14 protein-coding genes are annotated in these 19,154 nt (G+C 46.8%); 4 read left to right on the plus strand and 10 right to left on the minus strand.

The annotated features are described in order from the left end of the window. Positions 1 to 36 precede the first annotated feature (36 nt). The gene (locus B067_RS20255; RefSeq protein ID WP_019530094.1) at positions 37 to 3,300 is read right to left on the minus strand and encodes an amidohydrolase family protein; all 3,264 of its coding nucleotides are present in this window, start codon (positions 3,298 to 3,300) and stop codon (positions 37 to 39) included. A gap of 578 nt (positions 3,301 to 3,878) precedes the next feature. On the opposite strand from B067_RS20255, the gene B067_RS22355 reads away from it, so the two are divergent. Next, entirely contained in the window at positions 3,879 to 4,055 is a 177-nt protein-coding gene (locus B067_RS22355; RefSeq protein WP_083921410.1) for a helix-turn-helix domain-containing protein, read from the plus strand. A 174-nt stretch (positions 4,056 to 4,229) separates the two neighbouring features. On the opposite strand, the gene B067_RS22255 is transcribed toward B067_RS22355, so the two are convergent. Beyond that, complete coding sequence (locus tag B067_RS22255; RefSeq protein ID WP_276201902.1) at positions 4,230 to 4,355, minus strand: hypothetical protein; 126 nt, start codon at positions 4,353 to 4,355, stop codon at positions 4,230 to 4,232. A 119-nt stretch (positions 4,356 to 4,474) separates the two neighbouring features. Here B067_RS22255 and B067_RS0110775 point away from each other — a divergent pair, with 119 nt between their 5' ends. After that, positions 4,475 to 6,415: a cytochrome c/FTR1 family iron permease gene (locus B067_RS0110775; protein ID WP_019530096.1), complete on the plus strand. Its 1,941-nt coding sequence runs from the start codon at positions 4,475 to 4,477 to the stop codon at positions 6,413 to 6,415. A gap of 47 nt (positions 6,416 to 6,462) precedes the next feature. Here B067_RS0110775 and B067_RS20260 read toward each other — a convergent pair whose 3' ends face one another. After that, positions 6,463 to 7,254, minus strand: a complete 792-nt coding sequence (locus B067_RS20260) for a substrate-binding periplasmic protein (RefSeq protein ID WP_019530097.1) — start codon at positions 7,252 to 7,254, stop codon at positions 6,463 to 6,465. A 120-nt stretch (positions 7,255 to 7,374) separates the two neighbouring features. Beyond that, the gene (locus B067_RS20265; protein ID WP_019530098.1) at positions 7,375 to 8,865 is read right to left on the minus strand and encodes a methyl-accepting chemotaxis protein; all 1,491 of its coding nucleotides are present in this window, start codon (positions 8,863 to 8,865) and stop codon (positions 7,375 to 7,377) included. 454 nt (positions 8,866 to 9,319) lie between these two features. Between B067_RS20265 and B067_RS0110790 the strand changes: the two genes are divergently transcribed. Beyond that, positions 9,320 to 11,461, plus strand: coding sequence for a carboxy terminal-processing peptidase (locus B067_RS0110790; RefSeq protein ID WP_019530099.1), 2,142 nt, complete (start codon positions 9,320 to 9,322; stop codon positions 11,459 to 11,461). Positions 11,462 to 11,464: 3 nt separating this feature from the next. Here B067_RS0110790 and B067_RS0110795 read toward each other — a convergent pair whose 3' ends face one another. From B067_RS0110795 to B067_RS0110820, 6 genes are all read right to left on the minus strand, one after another. Next, a complete protein-coding gene (locus tag B067_RS0110795; RefSeq protein ID WP_019530100.1) occupies positions 11,465 to 11,692 on the minus strand; it encodes a hypothetical protein in 228 nt (75 codons plus the stop codon). A gap of 131 nt (positions 11,693 to 11,823) precedes the next feature. Then, complete coding sequence (serS, locus tag B067_RS0110800) at positions 11,824 to 13,116, minus strand: serine--tRNA ligase (RefSeq protein ID WP_019530101.1); 1,293 nt, start codon at positions 13,114 to 13,116, stop codon at positions 11,824 to 11,826. 93 nt (positions 13,117 to 13,209) lie between these two features. Then, on the minus strand, positions 13,210 to 13,587 hold the full coding sequence (gene crcB / locus B067_RS0110805; protein WP_019530102.1) for a fluoride efflux transporter CrcB: 378 nt from the start codon (positions 13,585 to 13,587) through the stop codon (positions 13,210 to 13,212). Positions 13,588 to 13,636: 49 nt separating this feature from the next. Further along, the gene (locus tag B067_RS0110810) at positions 13,637 to 14,950 is read right to left on the minus strand and encodes a replication-associated recombination protein A (RefSeq protein WP_019530103.1); all 1,314 of its coding nucleotides are present in this window, start codon (positions 14,948 to 14,950) and stop codon (positions 13,637 to 13,639) included. Continuing rightward, complete coding sequence (gene lolA / locus B067_RS0110815; protein ID WP_240472851.1) at positions 14,940 to 15,617, minus strand: outer membrane lipoprotein periplasmic chaperone LolA; 678 nt, start codon at positions 15,615 to 15,617, stop codon at positions 14,940 to 14,942. The genes B067_RS0110810 and lolA overlap by 11 nt, the downstream gene beginning before the upstream one ends. Before the next feature lie 13 nt (positions 15,618 to 15,630). Then, positions 15,631 to 17,934 carry a DNA translocase FtsK gene (locus B067_RS0110820; protein WP_026244580.1) on the minus strand — a complete coding sequence of 768 codons (2,304 nt, stop codon included), beginning with the start codon at positions 17,932 to 17,934 and terminating at the stop codon, positions 15,631 to 15,633. 264 nt (positions 17,935 to 18,198) lie between these two features. Between B067_RS0110820 and trxB the strand changes: the two genes are divergently transcribed. Further along, positions 18,199 to 19,152 (plus strand): thioredoxin-disulfide reductase, encoded by a 954-nt coding sequence (trxB, locus tag B067_RS0110825; protein ID WP_019530106.1) that lies wholly within the window; start codon positions 18,199 to 18,201, stop codon positions 19,150 to 19,152. Positions 19,153 to 19,154 lie beyond the last annotated feature (2 nt).

The raw sequence follows: 19,154 nt of genomic DNA on the forward strand, positions 1-19,154 counted from the left end.
TTTAAAACAAGTGACTAAAACTATTAAACGAGTAGCCTATTGGCCAGACCACGCCTCGTTCCAATCGATGCCATGATAATCGGGTAACTCCCAGTAAAACTTGCTACGAGGACGATGATAATTACCCACTTCATTCATGCTAACGCTATCGTATAGACGTCCATTTATCATGGTGTAAAGGGCGCTATTGGTGTTGCGTATATCTTCTAGTGGGTTTTTATCCAAGACAATGATGTCAGCGAGTTTGCCGACTTCCAGAGAACCTATCTGCTCTTCTACGCCCAGAGTTTTGGCTCCGTTGATAGTGGCTGTACGTAGAATTCGATGATTCGCCATACCACCCTGCGCCATAGATTGCATCTCCCAATGCAAGGCAAGACCATAAACCTGACCATGAGATCCGGCATTGATAATCACACCGGCGTCATCCAGTTTTTTAACAGAACGGCTGGCCGCACGAAAACCGATATCCCATATCTCTTCAGCGGCGTGTAAGCTAGTCATACTACGCACATGTAATGGCGCAGCATACGGTGTACCTACGGGGCTATAACTTGAGGTGGTATCTTGCACATAAGCTTTAATTTTGGGGTCAGTCCAAGCGCGGGTGGTCTGATAGAAGTAATTTTCCCCCATGATTTCTCCAAAAGTAACATTGAGCGTTGGTGTGTTGGCGATATCACTATGGGCCATTAATTGCACGATATCATCGTAATAATTAGCGACAGGAATAACATGCTCCAGCGCCATGTGACCATCAATAATCATACTAATATCAAAGTAAAAATGACTCTCGCCTTCAGCATCAACCATAATACCCGCCTCGCGCCCAGCTTTAACTAATTGCTGACGGGCACGGCGTGAAGGTTGCTTGTAACTCTTGATGACTCTGCCGCCTAAAGCACGCTTTCGCACCATGACATTTTCAGCATCGGCGTAGCTGTGTAATGGTTGGTAAGTGGTATCGCCCTTACCTGGGCGACCATAAATAACTCTACCCGAAGAAATAAATCGTGGCCCAACTAAAACCCCTGCCTGTTGCATCTCTGTTGCTGCGTAAGCAGGTATTTCGGAAGTATAAGGGTCGTAGTTAGTTGTTATGCCATAGGCTGCAGCGGCATAATGGCTAGCATGTTTTTGCGGCATTAATCCGCCGTAATAACAGCAGTCTATATGGCCATGCATATCTACCAAGCCCGGCATGACTGTTTTACCTGTGGTGTCGATCACATGGGCATTTTTGGGTATCTGTACATCATCGGTATTACCTACCGCAATAATACGGTTACCCTCAACAACCACAGTCCCCTGCGCTATAACTTCATCACCTTGCATGGTAACAACTCGACCGCCAGTAAAAGCTACAACGCCTTTAGGCTTGTCACCTTCCACCGTCAAACCGATTGCGGTGAAGGGGCTAGGTATTTTGGCCAGACTTGCAAATTCATTGCTAGATACCCGGTATACATCTTTACCTAGAGTCCAATACAATGTGCTTGAATCCGCTGACCACGTGATGTTATGACCGCTGGATACTGTTAATGTCGTAACAGGCACAGCGCCGTCTAGGGCTGAGATCTCGGTTAATGCGCCTGTTTCTTTATATGGCAGCACATAGTATTGCTGATCTTCTTTGAAAGCGATCCACTTGCCATCGGGGCTACGTTGTACATCATGGCGATCAGCGCCTTTGGCTATCGCATGGTCTCGGTGATTAAAACCATCGGTAGTCACACTGGATAACAAGGTGTTTTTAATTTCTTTGCGAGTGTAATACACACGCTTGCCATCTTTAGAAAACCTAGGCGATTCGGCCACATCACCGATTAATTTTGGCTCACCCCCTTTCACTGCAATAGTGTACAAACCAGGCCTTGCCCGGTAACCGCCTAGGGTTTTACTATTTTCATCAATGCTAAACACAATGGTTTTGCCATCAGGTGAAAATGCAGGTTGACGGATAACGCCACGGCTTGTCATTAATGTTTTTTTACGTTTTCCGCTTGGCGACATCAGGGTTAACGCACTACCTTTCTCGTCATCCCATGTTACGTAAGCAAGTTGGCGATTATTTGGCGAAAAGGTGGGGTCGAATTCAAAGGCTTTTGAAGTGGTGATGCGCTCGGGAATGCCGTCGGGCAATGTTTTTTTCCATAGATAGCCCAGCGCATGAAAAACAAGCTCTGACTGCTTATTAGCAATAGCTAATTGTTGAGCGGTTTTTACCGACAGCTTATCTGGCGCTAAGTCATCCGCAAAGCGAGGGGTTTTAATAATTTTGTGCTTGCTGTGCGCAACAAATGGAATTTCCTGCGTTTCACCGCTGTCCATATTCACTTTAAAAAGTTTACCTTTTCCCCAAATCGCAACGTGTTTGTTATCTGGAAACCAATCGAACTGAGGGTAATAAACTCCTTGTAGATAAAAATCGGCCTGTTGATCACGATCTAAATCAGCATAAACAGGATGCTGCTCGCCGGTATTAAGGTCATAAACAAATAAAACCGTTTTATCTTTTACACGACGTACAAATGCAAGCCGTTGATTATTTGGCGAGACTTGGGGAGACAGCGCTCCGCCAAAGCCTTTGATCAAGGCTGTTGTTTCTCCAGTTTGCAGATCGCGCCGCATAATACCGTAGTTAACATGATTGGCATCCACATAGATATGATGATCGACTAGACGTTGGGTGTAGTAAATATACCGGCCATCACTTGATAAATTAGGCTCTTGTACATCGCGTTGATTTTCCGGTGTTTCGACTAGTGTCCGGCCACTGCCGCCATTGATATGAAACAGTTCTAAGGTAGACATCTTCTGATTTGCAAAGGTATTACCGACACGCGACGCCACTACATATTGGCCATCCGCACTCCAAGCCGGGTTAGTCAGCATATTAATTGTTTCTTGGGTTATCATACGGGCACCCGTTCCGTCCGTATTTGCCATCCAGAGATTATCCTCACCGCTGAGGTCACTTACATAGAGTATTTTAGAGCCATCGGGACTAAAGCTGGGGATACGTTCAAGGGCTGCACCACCACTAATCAGCTTAGCTTCACCACCACTTGCCGGTATCCTGTAGAGGTCACCAAGCAGGTCAAACACTATGGTTTTTCCATCGGGGCTAACATCTACGCTCATCCAGGTGCCTTCGCTAACTGAAAACTCGGCATCATCGTAAGGTTGCCCCGTGTTGGTGATATCCCAGCTCTCCGCTTGAACGCTGACAGCGGCAGCGCTTAGCAGTGTAACTCCGACACATATTGATGATTTTAGACCTCTGACAATGTGTAACATATCGACTCTCTAAGGGTTATTTTTGTTGATTATGCAGTTACCAAGTGTTGACACCTATACTAATACTACACACTGCCCCCTTCATTGAGGAGATGCTAAACACATCTAATTTGGTGCTTTACGAACACCAGAGGTAAGTGCAGTGCTAATCCACTGCCAATAGCAGTGAATTCGCCATACACCGTCCATTCCAGCAGTATAGAGTCAGGATATACGTAAGGCATATTGTTGATGAGCTGCAGCTTTGGCAGTCGCAGACGCTTGCCTAACTGAAGGCGTAGATGCAGTAAAAATCCTACGACGTTAGGCTGGGATCAAAATATTATTGATTTGCCTCAGATAAAAATTAAAATTTAGTCAGAAAGATTTATCAAAACACTAGAATCATTTATTGAGCGCCGCCCTGTATATTTATTTTTCAGCCAAAAACAGACTTTAGTACCTCCTATGATTTAAAAGACATCTTATGCGATCACCTAAAACAAGGATTTCCAAACTTAGATACAGCAGCTGAGTTATTACATATGACCAAGTGGACGATGATAAGGAAATTAAAAGAGCAAGGTAGCTACTAACCACTGAAAGATTTAGTTCGCAGAGATAGAGCCATAGCGTTATTCACAAAATACTCATTGCCACTGAGTAAAATTGCCGAGGCCGTAGGCTACTCAGCCCCTGCAGTATTCGCCAGAGCTTTTAAAGCATGGACAGAGCTTTCACCCAAAAACTATCGTGCAGAGACTGTTAAGTTATAACCCATACTATCGCCCCTCCTAATATATCCCCTCTATACGTGGTTGCGGGCTTAGCAGATCAAAGATGCGCAAACCTGCGTTCTGATGTCAGCTACTCCATTTAGCAGCCTGCGTTAGAACTCGGTATGCAGTACATTATAGGTAGAAGTGCGGGTGACATAAAAGCCGGGGAAGTTATTGCCGATGCTCGGCGTCTAGACCTAGGGCGGCTACAGCAACAAACGCACGAAGGCTTGCTTGCAGGTAAGGATCGGCTTCATGTATGGCCTGTTCAGCCAGAACCGCTGTAAACAAGTACATGGCTTGCAACCAAATAACCCCAATCTTTAGCCAGTAAGCACACAACTCGCTTGACTCACTATAGGCTACACGGACTATAATAGGAATCATTCTCACTTGTATTAAGGTTTAGCCTACACATGTCCATCTACAGCTATTCTTCCCGCCTCACTATGTCTTTTAGCGCGCTATTCCTTTTTATTGCCATTAGTGTATCGGGCTACGCAACGGCGGCACCCGCTGATCAGCTACGCCAATTGCTGCAGCTGGCCGAATATGTAGGGGTAGATTACAGCGCTGCGGTTAGTGAGGGGGAGATAGCTGACCCTGCGGAATATCAGGAGATGGTAGAGTTCTCTGCCCTTATTCTTGAAAAAAGCCAGCGCCTGCTAGAGGATAAGCCCGAGATAATAGGCCTAGCGAAATCATTACAGACGGCGGTTACTGATAAGCGGGATATTGCGGTTATTCAAAGCTTATCCAGCCAGCTGCGTAGCAAAATGCTGGCGTTATCGCCACAACTATCCCTACCCAGAGCCTTGGCAGCTAAAGCAACCACGCAACAATTTTTTGAAAACAATTGTGCCAGCTGTCACGGCTTAACAGGCAAAGGTGATGGCATACTCGCCCAGCAGCTTGAACCCACACCCACGGACTTTACCGATAAAGAACGAGCGTTAAACCGATCACTGTTAGGGCTTTACGATGCTATCTCCGAAGGTATAGAGGGCACAGCTATGCCCTCCTTTAAGCAGTTGTCAGAGCAACAACGCTGGTCGCTGGCCTTTTATGCTGGCAGCCTAGCATTTACGGCTAGTGATAACGCTGCCAACAATAAGCCTGCGTTAGCGCTACAGGATCTGGTTTTGTATAGCCCCGCTGATCTCAACCGCCAAGACGACGCTGGCCTGTGGTTAGAGCTTGAGCAGGCGCGCGGCAACCCTGCCGTACTGTTTCAGCAAAAACAATCTCCCTTAGCCATTGCCAGGCAACGCCTTAATGAAGCCGTCCTTGCCCACCACCAAGGTGAATACGATAAGGCTACCCATTTAGCAGTTAGTGCCTATTTAGATGGATTTGAGTTGTTGGAAAACAATTTGGATGCGCGCGATAAAGTTTTGCGCCGGTCTATAGAGCTGAAGCTTTTAGCTTTACGCCAACAACTCAATAGCCAGCATACTATTCAGCAAGTTGATCAGGCCATTGAGACGGTTTTGCTTGAATTGCAACAGGCCGAAGCCTTATTAACAGAACATGCTATGTCTAATAGCGCCCTATTCAGCGCCAGTTTTCTTATTTTATTACGTGAAGGCTTAGAGGCTCTGCTGGTTATTATTGCGCTATCGACCTTACTGCTACGCGCACAGAAGAAAGAAGCGCTTAGATACCTGCATATTGGCTGGGTAACTGCCTTGGTGGCCGGCGGCGTAACCTGGTGGGTAGCGCAGTATTTAATTACTATCAGTGGTGCCAGCCGTGAGATTATGGAAGGTGTTGCGGCGTTAATCGCTGCCATAGTCTTGTTTTATGTGGGCTTTTGGATGCATAGCAAAACTAATGCTGAGCAATGGCAAAGCTATATACAAAAAAATATTGATCGCAATTTAAAGGCGGGGACACTCTGGGGTATTTCGGGGCTGGCCTTTATTACTGTTTACCGTGAAGTTTTTGAAACCGTGTTATTTTACCAGTCGCTATTAACGCAAGCGGCAGCGTCACAGCAAGTGCACCTCATTAGCGGCTTTGGCTTAGCGGTTTTAGTGTTATTTGTGATTGCCTGGGCCATGGTGAAATACTCAGTCAAACTGCCTATCGCGAAGTTTTTTTCAACCACGACTTATCTGCTGCTGGCGCTGTCTTTTGTATTGGCTGGAAAAGCGATTACCGCCCTGCAAGAGGCCGCTATTATTACTATTAGCCCACTGCCCTTTACCCTACATATAGAGTGGCTAGGTATTAATTCGACCTGGCAAGGGATGCTAGTACAGCTTTCTATTTTGCTGCTATCCATTCTGCTTTTGACTAAGCGATGGCTAAAAGCAAAATGGCAGGCGTCACATATAACCGTGAGAAAGCCCTAGCTAGTAGCAGCTTATAACGAATGCATATGGTTTAGCTGTTACGGTTTTTAAGCTTGAGGGAAATATTTATCTACTATTTTTTTCAGCTGGCCTGTAGCCTGTAAACGCTCATAGCCCTGCTGTAATAACATAGCATAGTGTTGGGACTCAGGGTTGGTAGGCGAAAACGCAATATACAAATCCTCTTCGTCAGCAACCCCGGCCAACCGTAACTGCACACCCATGTTTTTGTGAAAGTGGTAATAGTCCATCACAAACTGATCTTCTACCAACACATCAATTCTACCCGAGGCGAGTTTTTTTAGGTTTCTAGCTAGGCCGTTGTAGCCGCGTATAACTTGTACCCGATCAGGCTGTTGCATATTAGGCACTATGTAGCGATAGTAAAAAGTACCGTAGGAATAGTCCTGTATAGCACCCAAGCGAACGCCGTGTAAAGACTCCTCGCCGGTATACTGCCAAGTGCTATTGGCTAAAGTGTAAAAACTATGCCTAGCATGGCCCATTGTTGAGCTTGGAAAAACAAAGCCTAGCGCTTCGGCTCGCCCCACACTCACTACGGCATCAAATTCCCCATAGCGTGCGCCATGCAAGGCTCTAGACCAAGGCATAATATTATAGCTAACGGTATACCCTGCTTGCTTAAAAATTAGTTGTGCGATTTCAATAAGATAGCCAGGTTTAGTTGAATCAGGCTGGCAATTATGCGGGCAATATTCTTCGCCAACCAAAGAGATTTCTTTGCCATGGCTTAGCACCGGGCTCAAATAAGTAACAAAGCTATACATCAAAAAACAAGCCCACGGCAGCTTAAGGCTATTTTTTATACGTTTGATCACTTTTGTCCTTGCTTATTAAAAGGCTATTAACGCCCAATTAATTCTGGCGTTGAGGGAGTGCCGGTTATTATGCTTTATAGCAAGCCCATAAAGCCACTGCTGCCCTTAATCTTTTATCAGTTACTCAACCTTAAAGCGGTGTATTAGTAAATCTAACTCTTTCGATAGAGCGGCCAACTGCGTTGCCTGGTCGGCAATGTGCTTGACGATATGGCTGCTTTCTTCACCGGTAGTCACTATGCGAGTTATATTTCTATCAATGTCATTGGAAACCAAGCTCTGCTCTTCTACCGCTGTGGCGATTTGATTGGACATATTCATGATTTGATTAGTGGATTCCACAATCGCAATAATAGATTCTCCACTCTTTTTCGCACTCTCTACGGTTTCTTCACCAATGGAGCGACTTTCTTTCAGTACTTGCACCGCCAAGGATGATCCTTCTTTCAGCCTATTGATATTGGTGTTAATTTCTGTGGTTGATTGTTGGGTGCGGCTAGCCAAGGCTCGTACTTCGTCAGCCACCACCGCAAAGCCCCTGCCTTGCTCACCTGCTCGGGCCGACTCTATTGCGGCGTTCAGCGCTAATAAATTGGTTTGTTCAGCTATGCCACTAATCACCTCAAGAATGGTAACTATACCTTGCACTTCGTTTTCGAGGTCATCTATTACTTGACTGGTTTTTTCTAACTGACCCGACAGTGACTGCACAGACTCTATAGAATGGGTAACTATGGCGTGTACATTCTCAGCGTCCGCTTTAACATGGTTAGCGGCTTCGGCGGTATTTTGAGCGTTCTCGGCCACCTCTTTAGCGCTGGCACTCATTTCGGTAATAGCTGTAGCGACTAAAGTTGTTTCATTTTGTTGTTGCGACAACAAGCCGGTAACTTGTTCAGAAGAGGATTGCACATTACCGGCAAACTGATTGAGTTTTACGATAGATTGCATCGTCGATGACACTAAGGTTTGTATTTGGGTAACAAATAAGTTGAACTGTTCTGATAGCACGGCCATTTCATCATGGCCTCGCACTGGCATGCGCTGGGTTAAATCGCCATCACCATGGGCGATATCAGTAATCCCTTCACACACTAAATTGATAGGCCTAGTGACCATGCTACGCACTAATATAATCAGTAAGGCTGACAGTACGACAACGATAATAATAATTTGGGTAATGGCATTTTGCAGTGCGCCGTTGAGCTCTTTGTCGATTTTTTTGTGATCCAGCGTCAAGATGATGTTACCCACCACGCTGACATCATCACCGTCGTTATGGCTTAGCTGTTGACTAAATTTCTTGCCGGTTTTTTCACCACCGGAAAACAGCTCGTCACCGCTATCCGATACAATAGTAATGGAATTAACAAAGTGGCTTTTAAGCTCAGAGCGGGCTACACGTTGTAGCTGTTCTTCTTCGAAGTTCCAGATTAAGGCAGGAAGGTTTAGCTGTAAGCGTTCCAATGCAAGTTGTATGCTTTCTTCAGCATCGGCAATAACGTTTTTTTCTGTCGTTTTATAGGTATAGGCCCCCGACAAAGCCATCACTATAGTAACTGTTAAAATAGTAATGCAAAGCAATCGAATTGCTAGGTGTTTTTTTAACATTGTTAAGACCTATATCCAGTTTGTTATGCGACATCTATTTATGATTTTTACAAGCTCTATGCGTAATACTTCTTAATAAGACTTCTTACCACTAAGATATCTAGCACCACGAAGATCTGCCTACACACAAATATAGTGTTTATATCGCTTAAAGCGCATAAAACTTTAATATAAAAGATCGTTAATCTTGCTTAGGCAACCATTTAACTAGCCGCTAGGCCCTTAGGCTTACGCTATAGACTATATAGCTGGGGCCTATAGATAGACTAAACCTAGTTCAAGATTTGATTTAATACCGATATATACGACTAAATAATGTTAAATCACCACTCTATCTTATTGTTTTATAAAGAGTATGGGGAAATGAATGACAGTATTAAAACATAGATGATGCACACCAGCAATGTCTATGGAATAATGCCTGTCGTCTATAAATTACTACTGGAATATTGTTTTGAGCTTAGTTAGCCGTATACATACTCGTTTTACCAGCCTGAATACATTAGCCTTTTTGCTATGCCTCAGCGGGTCCTCAGTACTGGCCGAAGAAGCCAATATTCCTACCCTAGCCCCCACTGCTGAGCAGGCTAAAACGACCAAAGAGATCACCTTGAAACTGGCCTATATGCACTATGCCAGTAAGCCCTTGGATGACCATATCTCTTCACAATTCTTTGATAACTATCTTCAGCGCTTAGATGGCGCCAAAACCTTTTTCCTAACTAGCGATATAGCCGAGTTTGAACCCAAGCGTTTACAGCTAGACGACGAGCTTAAGCGAGGTGAATTAACCACCGGTTACTCCATCTACAACCGTTTCCAACAACGGGTGCTGGAACGTATTAATACCATACAACAGCAACTCCCCTCGCTTATTGATAGCTTAGATCTCAACCGCGAAGAAACTCTACTGATAGATCGCTCAGAGCAGCCTTGGCCCGACAGCACCGCCGCCGCCGACGACCTGTGGCGCAAGCTGCTTAAAAGTCGCATTGTAAGCATGCAGCTAGACGATAAAACCAACCCCGAAATCATCAAGCTGCTCAGCAAGCGCTACCAAAACCAATACAACCGTATACAGCAGTCCAATGCCGAAGATGTATTTCAAATTTATATTAATTCGCTTACCGAACTTTACGATCCGCACACTAACTACCTGTCACCGCGCAGCTCGGAAAACTTTAATATTAATATGAGCCTGTCACTACAGGGCATAGGTGCGGTGCTACAGCAAGAAGATGAGTACACCAAAGTGATGCGCCTAGTACCTGCCGGCCCGGCATTTAAGCAAGGGGCGCTGCAGCCCTCTGACCGCATAGTCGGCGTAGCACAAGGTGATGAAGAGCTAGTAGATGTAATAGGCATGCGTTTAGATGAGGTGGTAGACCTAATTCGCGGCCCCAAAGACAGCATAGTGCATTTAGAAGTCATCCCGGTGACGGCCAAAACCGATGATGAGCGCAAGCTGATTAAGATACGTCGCGATACCGTTAAGCTTGAAGAGCAAAGCGCCCAGCGTAAAATGCTTAACCTAATGCATGAGGGCAAAATGCATAAACTGGGGGTAGTAGACTTGCCCACGTTTTACCGCAATTTTGCTGTAAGAGATGTTAACCACCCTGATTTTCGCAGCACCAGCTACGATGTAATGAAGCATGTTACCGCACTGCAAGCTGAAGGAGCCGAAGGCATCATCATAGACTTAAGAGATAATGGTGGCGGCTCTTTAGATGAGGCCAACGCGCTAACTAGCTTGTTTATAGAAGCGGGTGCCACGGTGCAAATTCGCCACTCCAATGGCAAGGTAGACCGCGCCGGTAAAAATTATCGCTCCAAGTATTTTGATATGCCCGTGGTGGTACTGATTAATCGCCTCAGCGCTTCGGCTTCAGAAATCTTTGCCGGCGCCATGCAGGACTATAAACGCGCCCTGATCATAGGCTCCCCCTCCTTTGGTAAAGGCACGGTACAGTCGATTAATGACCTCACCCAGGGCCAGCTAAAAATAACTGAGTCTAAGTTTTACCGCGTTTCTGGTGAAAGCACTCAGCACCGCGGTGTAGTCCCCGATATTTTGTTCCCGGAGCTGTACGACAGCGAAAAAGTGGGTGAAAGTTCGTTGGAGCATGCCCTGCCCTGGGACTCTATCGCCGCTATGAAGCTGCGCCACTATTATAATTTTGAGCAGGCCATGCCCGTGCTTAAAACACAGCACCAGCAGCGCATAGCCAATGACCCTGATTTTGTTTTTATGAACGATCGGCGCAAACTGGCTGAGGACGCTAAACAACTCACCCATTTGCCGCTGAACAAAGCCGCCAGAAAAGCCTTGGAAGATGATGAAAGCGACAAACTGCTAGCTATAGAAAACAAACGTAGAAAGTTTAAAGGCTTAACGCTGATAACTGATCTTGATGAATTAAAAGAAGAAGACAGTAAAGAGCAAGCTGAGAAAACAGCCGCTAATGAGCCGGCTAATGCTATCGATGAAAACGATCCGCTACTCAATGAAGCAGGCAAGATTTTACTAGATGCCATGCCCTATCAAAAAAGCCAACAAGTGGCGAAACGCCCAGGCTATGCACCCAGTATTTAATGCTTAAATCATCAGATTGACCCGGCCTTTACGCCTGTCGGAGCTCATCCGGCGGTTAACAACGCGTTGGCCGCCCACAGTATTACGGCGGTTGCGCTGGCCGCGTCGTTCATGGGTAATGGGCTTTTGCTCTTCACGCTCAGCCTCCACGGCATAGGCGCGGCGCTGGTTTTTTTTAGTCGACCCTGTGCCTTTATAAGGTTGGGTGTTGATAGGCGGGATATTGATCATTAATTAAGCTCCTAGGCTTAATATCGACCAAATTGCTTATTTCTTTAACAACTTATACGTGGCGTGGCAGGTGCTCTGAGTAGCGCCAAGGGACGCTCCCAGCCTGCGGGGCGCCCTTGGGCAAGGTAAGCTTAAGAAAGCTCGCTAATACCCCCCATATAAGGGCGCAGCACTTCTGGCACAATAACTGTGCCCTGCTCAGTTTGGTAGTTTTCTAAGATAGCCACCAAGGTACGGCCTACCGCCAAGCCGGAACCATTAAGCGTATGTAATAACTCAGGCTTATTGGTTTCGGGATTGCGCCATCTGGCCATCATGCGCCTAGCTTGGTAATCACCAAAGTTACTGCAGGATGAAATCTCGCGGTATTTTTGCTGACCCGGTAACCACACTTCCAAGTCATAGGTTTTTAGTGCTGAGAAACCTAAGTCGCCGCCACATAAAATCACTTTGCGGTAAGCCAAGCCCAGTTTTTGCAAAACAGCTTCGGCATGGCCGGTTAAGGATTCTAAAGCCTGGGTTGATTCTGAGGGCTTAACCAGCTGCACCATCTCAACTTTTTCAAACTGGTGCTGGCGTATCATGCCGCGGGTATCGCGGCCATAACTGCCCGCTTCGCTGCGAAAACAGGGAGTGTGGCAGGTGAAGCGCAGTCCATATTCCATTTGCTTGGCATCGACTATCTTATCGCGCAACATATTGGTTACGGGCACTTCCGCGGTGGGGATTAAATAATAACCCTGCTCGCCACTGACTTTAAATAAGTCTTCTTCAAACTTGGGTAGCTGGCCGGTGCCTTTTAACGATTCAGCATTCACCATATAAGGCACGTAAACCTCTTGGTAATCGTGCTCGTTAATATGAGTATCCAGCATAAATTGAATTAACGCTCGGTGCAGGCGTGCCATAGAGCCTTGCATTACTACAAAACGTGAGCCGGTGATTTTGCTGGCAGTATCAAAGTCTAAGCCACCTAGCGCCTCACCTATATCAACATGGTCTTTAGGCTCAAAATTAAATTCTGGCTTAGTACCCCAGATGCACACTTCTATATTGGCATCTTCATCGTTGCCTACCGGTACTTCGTCATCTGGGATATTGGGGATGGATAGCAGCAGCTCATCCATCGCTTCCTGCGCTAGACGCGCGCGTTCTTTTAAGGACTCTAACTGCTCACCAATTTTTGCTAGGGTTTCATTAACCGTTTGCTTTGCTTCATCAACACTGATGCCAGACTGCACCAGCTCGCCAATTTTTTTAGACGCAGATTTGCGCTCTGCCAATAAAGCCTGGCTTTCGCTGTCAGCGACTTTGCGCTCATTATCCAGCGCCTCGAAGGCAGCAATATCGAGTATGTATTTTTTCTTGCTTAACTTTTCTGCCACTGCCGTAGGGTCTTGGCGAATAATTTTAATATCTAGCATGGAGCTTAAAACCTATATAAAGCTGATGAATATGTGGGAGTGATTCAGTGTTTATCTATTTAATCGTTAGTTAATATCTGTCGCTATGCGTCATTAAAAAACGGCGCGTGTTAACAGCATGGCCAGCCAGACCATTAACAGGCAAACCAGTAAGCTACTGACTATGTATAAAGCTGCATTGGCAGCGTGGCCGTTTTCTAGCAGGGTGATAGCTTCCAGTGAGAAGGTTGAAAAAGTGGTAAATGCACCTAAAAACCCCACAATTATAATGCTACGCCAATCGGGCGATAAGCTTAAGCGCTCAGCAATCAACACATACATGACACCTATCACAAAGGAGCCAATCACGTTGACGCTGAATGTTCCCAAGGGAAACTTGCTGTGGTGCAACTGGTTGACTAGGTTCACCAAGCCGTAGCGGCATACGGCCCCTCCTGCCCCACCTAACGCGATAAATAGCAGTTGTTTCATAGTGACATCTTTAGTAACGGCTTATTCATAACAGTGTACTTATATCCGATTACAGTTCCGAATAGCGGCGTATTCTACTGGTTTTATCCAGCTCGCGCAGGTTATTTAGTTTTTCGCCTATTTTCAATTCCAGCCCTCGCGGTACTGGCTGATAATAACGCTGGTCTTTAAGTGCTTCGGGTAAATAGTTTTCACCCGCGGCATAGCCATTGGGCTCATCGTGGGCATAGCGATACTCGGCACCATAATCCATATCTTTCATCAAGCTGGTGGGGGCATTACGTAAATGTACCGGCACCTCATGGCTGGGCTGGCTTTTTATATCGGCCATTACCTGATTATAGGCGCTGTAAACGGCATTACTTTTGGCGGCGCTGGCCAAATATATTACCGCTTGAGCTATGGCCAGCTCACCTTCGGGGCTGCCTAAGCGCTGCTGCACATCCCAGGCGCTAAGAGCTATGTCTAAGGCTCTGGGGTCGGCATTACCAATATCTTCGCTGGCCATGCGCACTACTCGGCGAGCAATGTAAAAGGGGTCACAGCCACCATCTAACATGCGGCATAACCAATACAGGGCACCATCAGGCGAGCTGCCGCGCACCGATTTATGCAGCGCAGAAATTTGTTCATAAAATAAATCGCCGCCCTTATCAAAGCGGCGCACATAGCCTTCTAACACTTCATCTAAGATGGCGTCGCTAATCACGTCGTCGGCAGAGAGTTCGGTGGCCAGTTCTAATAGATTGAGCGCTCTTCTGGCATCGCCATCGGCCGCTTGCGCTAATCGGGCTAGCTGTGGCGGCGCTACGCTTATACCCGCTAGCGAGTCTATACCTCTGGTTAAAATATCACTGATGGCAAGTTCACTGAGCTCGCGTAATTTATACACTCTAGTACGAGACAGCAGCGCGTTGTTTAATTCGAAAGAGGGATTTTCTGTGGTAGCGCCAATAAACAAAAAGGTGCCGTCTTCCACATAAGGTAAAAAAGCATCTTGCTGGGATTTATTAAAACGGTGCACTTCGTCGATAAATAAAATGGTTTGCCGTTGCTGGGCTTGATATTGCTTGGCCTCATCGACGGCGGCACGAATTTCTTTAACCCCAGAAAGCACCGCAGAGATGGTAATGAAGTGTGCCTTGCACAGAGTGGCTATAAGTTTGGCCAGTGAGGTTTTACCCACACCTGGTGGCCCCCATAAAATCATGGAGTGCATTTGGCCGCTATCCAGCGCTTCGCGTAAAGGCTTACCCTTGCTGGTCAGATGCTCCTGCCCTATGTAATGGTCCAGCTGGGTAGGTCGCAGCTTAGCCGCTAAGGGTTGATACAGCGGTTGCTGGCTAAATAAATCAGCGCTCATTCTCTATCACTTCAACACCAACGGGAGGGGTAAATGCAAATTGCTGATCGGAAACCGGCTGGTTTAGTTCAACGTCACTAAAATCAATAGTAGTGGTTTGATCGAAGTTATCCTTTAACACCATGCGAGTAATTTTTTGCTGCTTAAAGCTAATAGTTAGCTGCGAAAAAGCGCTATCACCGGCATTAGGCTTTAGCGTAAAACTAATTTCATCATCGCCCTGCTCTAGCACGGCAACCTGATAATTTTGTTGTATCGCAGCGACATCACCACTCAACAACAGGGCTGGGGCTTTATCAATATTATTGTTGTAGTTTTCTTTATTGACCTGCTCCAGGTCTATGTCATACAGCCATAAACTAGTGCCATCGGTAACCACTAAGTGCTCGTAAGGTTGCTCGGTTAACCAATACAGCTGCTGTGGTTTTTTAACAATGAGCTTGCCACTAGCCTGCTGCAGTAGTTGGCCCTTGTCATTGCTAATAGTTTGCTGAAATTGCGCTTGCAGGGTTTGCACGCCCTGTAATTGTTCGGCTAATAAGGCGGTACTCTTAATATTAACTGCATTGGTATTATCAACTGCACTGACATTAGCATCAGCGTTGGTAAAACCAGCTGTGCTTAACAGCAGCGCAATGGATATTGTTTTGACGATACGTGGTATCACATAAACCTCTATTTTATTCTGCAGGAGGTGGCGCGAGAACTTCGCGGGCACCGTTGTGGCCCATTTCGCTGACCACACCGGCCGACTCCATGGTTTCTATAAGTCGCGCCGCGCGGTTATAACCTATACGTAATTTACGTTGCACCGCAGAAATTGATGCCCGTCGGCTAGAGGTCACAAAATGTAAAGCCTCATCGTATAACACGTCGGATTCATCAGCACCGCTGTCACCGCTATCATTGGCTATGCCGGGTATATTATTGCTGGCACCATCGTCGATTAAACCCTCTATATAGGCAGGCTCGCCGCGGCGCTTCCATTCAGCAACCACTCTATGGACTTCGTCATCATCGACAAAAGCACCATGCACCCGTATCGGTAAGCTGGTGCCCGGAGGTAAAAACAACATATCGCCCTTACCTAATAATTGTTCGGCGCCACCCTGATCGAGTATGGTGCGTGAGTCTACCCGTGACGAGACTTGGCAGGCCATACGTGTGGGCACGTTGGCTTTGATTAAACCGGTGATAACATCTACTGACGGACGCTGGGTGCCCAAAATTAAATGTATCCCTGCCGCCCTAGCTTTTTGGGCGATACGGGCGATAAGCTCTTCAACTTTTTTACCCACGGTCATAATCATGTCGGCGAATTCATCGATAACCACAACAATGGCCGGCAGCTTTTCTAACTCTTTCTGGCTAGGCGGCTCTACACCATCGATATGCACATAGTTTTCGGCGGGCACATAAAAAGGATCCATAATGGGCTCGCCTGCAGCCTTGGCATCTGCCACTTTACGGTTAAAGCCCGCTAAATTTCTCACTCCTAAGGCGGCGAGTAATTTATAGCGCCGCTCCATTTCTGCCACACACCAGCGCAGGCCGTTGGCGGCCTCGTTCATATCCGTTATCACGGGTGTCAATAAATGGGGAATGCCGTTGTATACGGTTAGCTCTATTACCTTTGGGTCGACTAAAATAAAACGTACATCCTCGGGGCCAGATTTATACATCATGCTTAATAACATAACGTTAATCAAAACCGACTTACCGGCACCGGTGGTACCGGCCACCAACAAATGTGGCATCTTGGCTAAGTCTGCTACTACCGGCTCACCGGCGATATCGTGGCCCAGCGCTAAGGTTAGTGGTGATTTCGACTCGTCGTATTCTTTTGATGACAACACATCATGAAAGTTAACAATGGCCCTGTCTTCATTGGGAATTTCTATGCCTACGACGGGCTTGCCCGGTATTACCTCTACTACGCGCACGCTAATTACCGCTAGTGAGCGCGCTATATCTTTGGCTATGCCGACGATTTTGCTAACTTTTACACCGGTGCCTGGCTGTATTTCGAAACGGGTAATAACCGGGCCGGGGAAAACTTCAACCACTTCTGCTATAACGCCAAAGTCTTTGAGCTTATGCTCCAATAATTTTGACATAGCCTCCAGCGCTTCCGTGGAGTAGCCTTTTTTGGAGGCATTACCGGCGGGATTTAATAAGCTCAATGAAGGTAAGCTGCCGGTCACCGGAGCATCAAATAAAGGCTGCTGGCGCTCACGCTCTTTGCGCTCACTAACTACCGGCTGCTGCTTAGGCATGGGTTTAATAACCGGTGGTTTTTTGTTTTTGGTTTCTTCCACATGTTTGGCGATAACCACTTTGCGCTCTTGCTGCACTTTTTGCTGGGTTTTCTTTTCTTGTCGCTTGCGCCAATACTTCACCGTGCGATTACGTATGGCAGAGATTAACGCCAGCGTTGCAGCACCTAGCTTGTCCATTAAACGCAACCAGGACAGGTCGGTAAAAATAGTCATGCCAAATAGCAGTAGCGCCAGTAATATTAGCCGGGCGCCAAATACGCTGAAGGCGGCAATCGCGTTACTACCTACGGCCTGGCCTAAGATACCGCCATTGCCAAAAGGTAATGCCGAATTAGTCGCGTCGGCAATAGTGGTTAAGCTGGTACTGGCTACCATTACCATTAACAGACCGGCAATGCGTATAAAAAACATCCACCAATTAAAAACCCCCTGCCTATAACGCTCCCTAAATAATATGGAAGCGCGATAACCCAGCATCAATGGGAATAAATACGCCATATAGCCAAATAGCGAGTAAAAAACATCGGCCAACCAGGCGCCGGTAGGCCCACCTCTATTGGTAATGGTTTGGCCGCTACCGGTATCGGACCAGCCGGGGTCAGCGGCGTTGTAAGTCAGCAGAGCGACCAGCAAATAGACGAACACCGCAAACACACCAATCAAGGCGCCTTCGCGCAAGCGCGGGGCAAATTTTTCGGCGGCGATATTGTGGGTAGATTTCTCAGCAGTAACTGGTTTATTCAAAGCCAATTATTCCTTTGCCTTATCAGGCTTTTATTCTTGAAAATTGGCCCAATATTATCACCTACGCCGTCAGATTGCTGCCCCTGCAGACAATTAAGCTAGGCACTCAATCACAGATAAAGGCTTTAGCCCCATCTTGATTTGAATTATGATAGTCGGCTGCATAGGCGCCCACTGTATACAATTCAACCGCCTGCCCATACTCACACAATACACAGGTTTTTTATGAGCGATATCCAGCATCACCCACTGATCATTTTAGGCTCCGGCCCTGCCGGTTATACGGCTGCCGTTTATGCTGCCCGAGCGAATTTAAAGCCAGTGCTGATTACCGGCATGCAGCAAGGCGGCCAGCTCACTACCACCACCGAGGTTGATAACTGGCCCGGTGATGTGGAAGGCTTACAAGGCCCCGACCTGATGGTGCGTATGCAGCAGCATGCCGAACGCTTTGATACCCAAATTTTATTTGACCACATAGAAGAAACCCAGCTGCAACAGCGGCCGTTTATTTTAAAAGGCAACAGCGCCACCTATAGCTGCGACGCCTTGATTATTTGCACCGGTGCATCGGCGCAGTATCTAGGCCTAGAATCAGAACAAGCCTTTATGGGTAAAGGCGTTAGCGCCTGTGCCACCTGCGACGGTTTTTTTTACCGCGATAAAAAGGTTGCTGTTATTGGTGGCGGTAACACAGCGGTAGAAGAAGCGCTGTATTTATCCAACATCGCCTCTGAGGTTACCTTAGTGCATAGGCGCGAAGGTTTACGCGCAGAGAAAATATTGCAAGACAAGCTATTTGAAAAAGCGAAAAACGGCAATGTCACCCTTATGTGGAACCACACGCTAGACGAAGTAACCGGTGATACTATGGGCGTATCCGGTTTAAACTTACGCAACACCCAAGATGACAGCGTCACCGCTATAGACGTGGAAGGCGTGTTTATTGCTATCGGCCATAAGCCCAACACCGATATATTTGCCGGCCAACTAGACATGAAAGACGGCTACATCAAAATCAAGAGTGGCCTAGAAGGCAATGCCACTGGCACCTCTATAGAGGGCGTGTTTGCGGCCGGCGATGTAGCTGACCACATTTACCGTCAAGCAGTTACCTCGGCTGGTGCGGGCTGTATGGCCGCCTTAGATGCCGAGCGCTACCTTGACGACCTAGCTTAAAC

This window comes from Dasania marina DSM 21967 (assembly GCF_000373485.1).
Classification (GTDB): Bacteria; Pseudomonadota; Gammaproteobacteria; order Pseudomonadales; family Dasaniaceae; genus Dasania; species Dasania marina.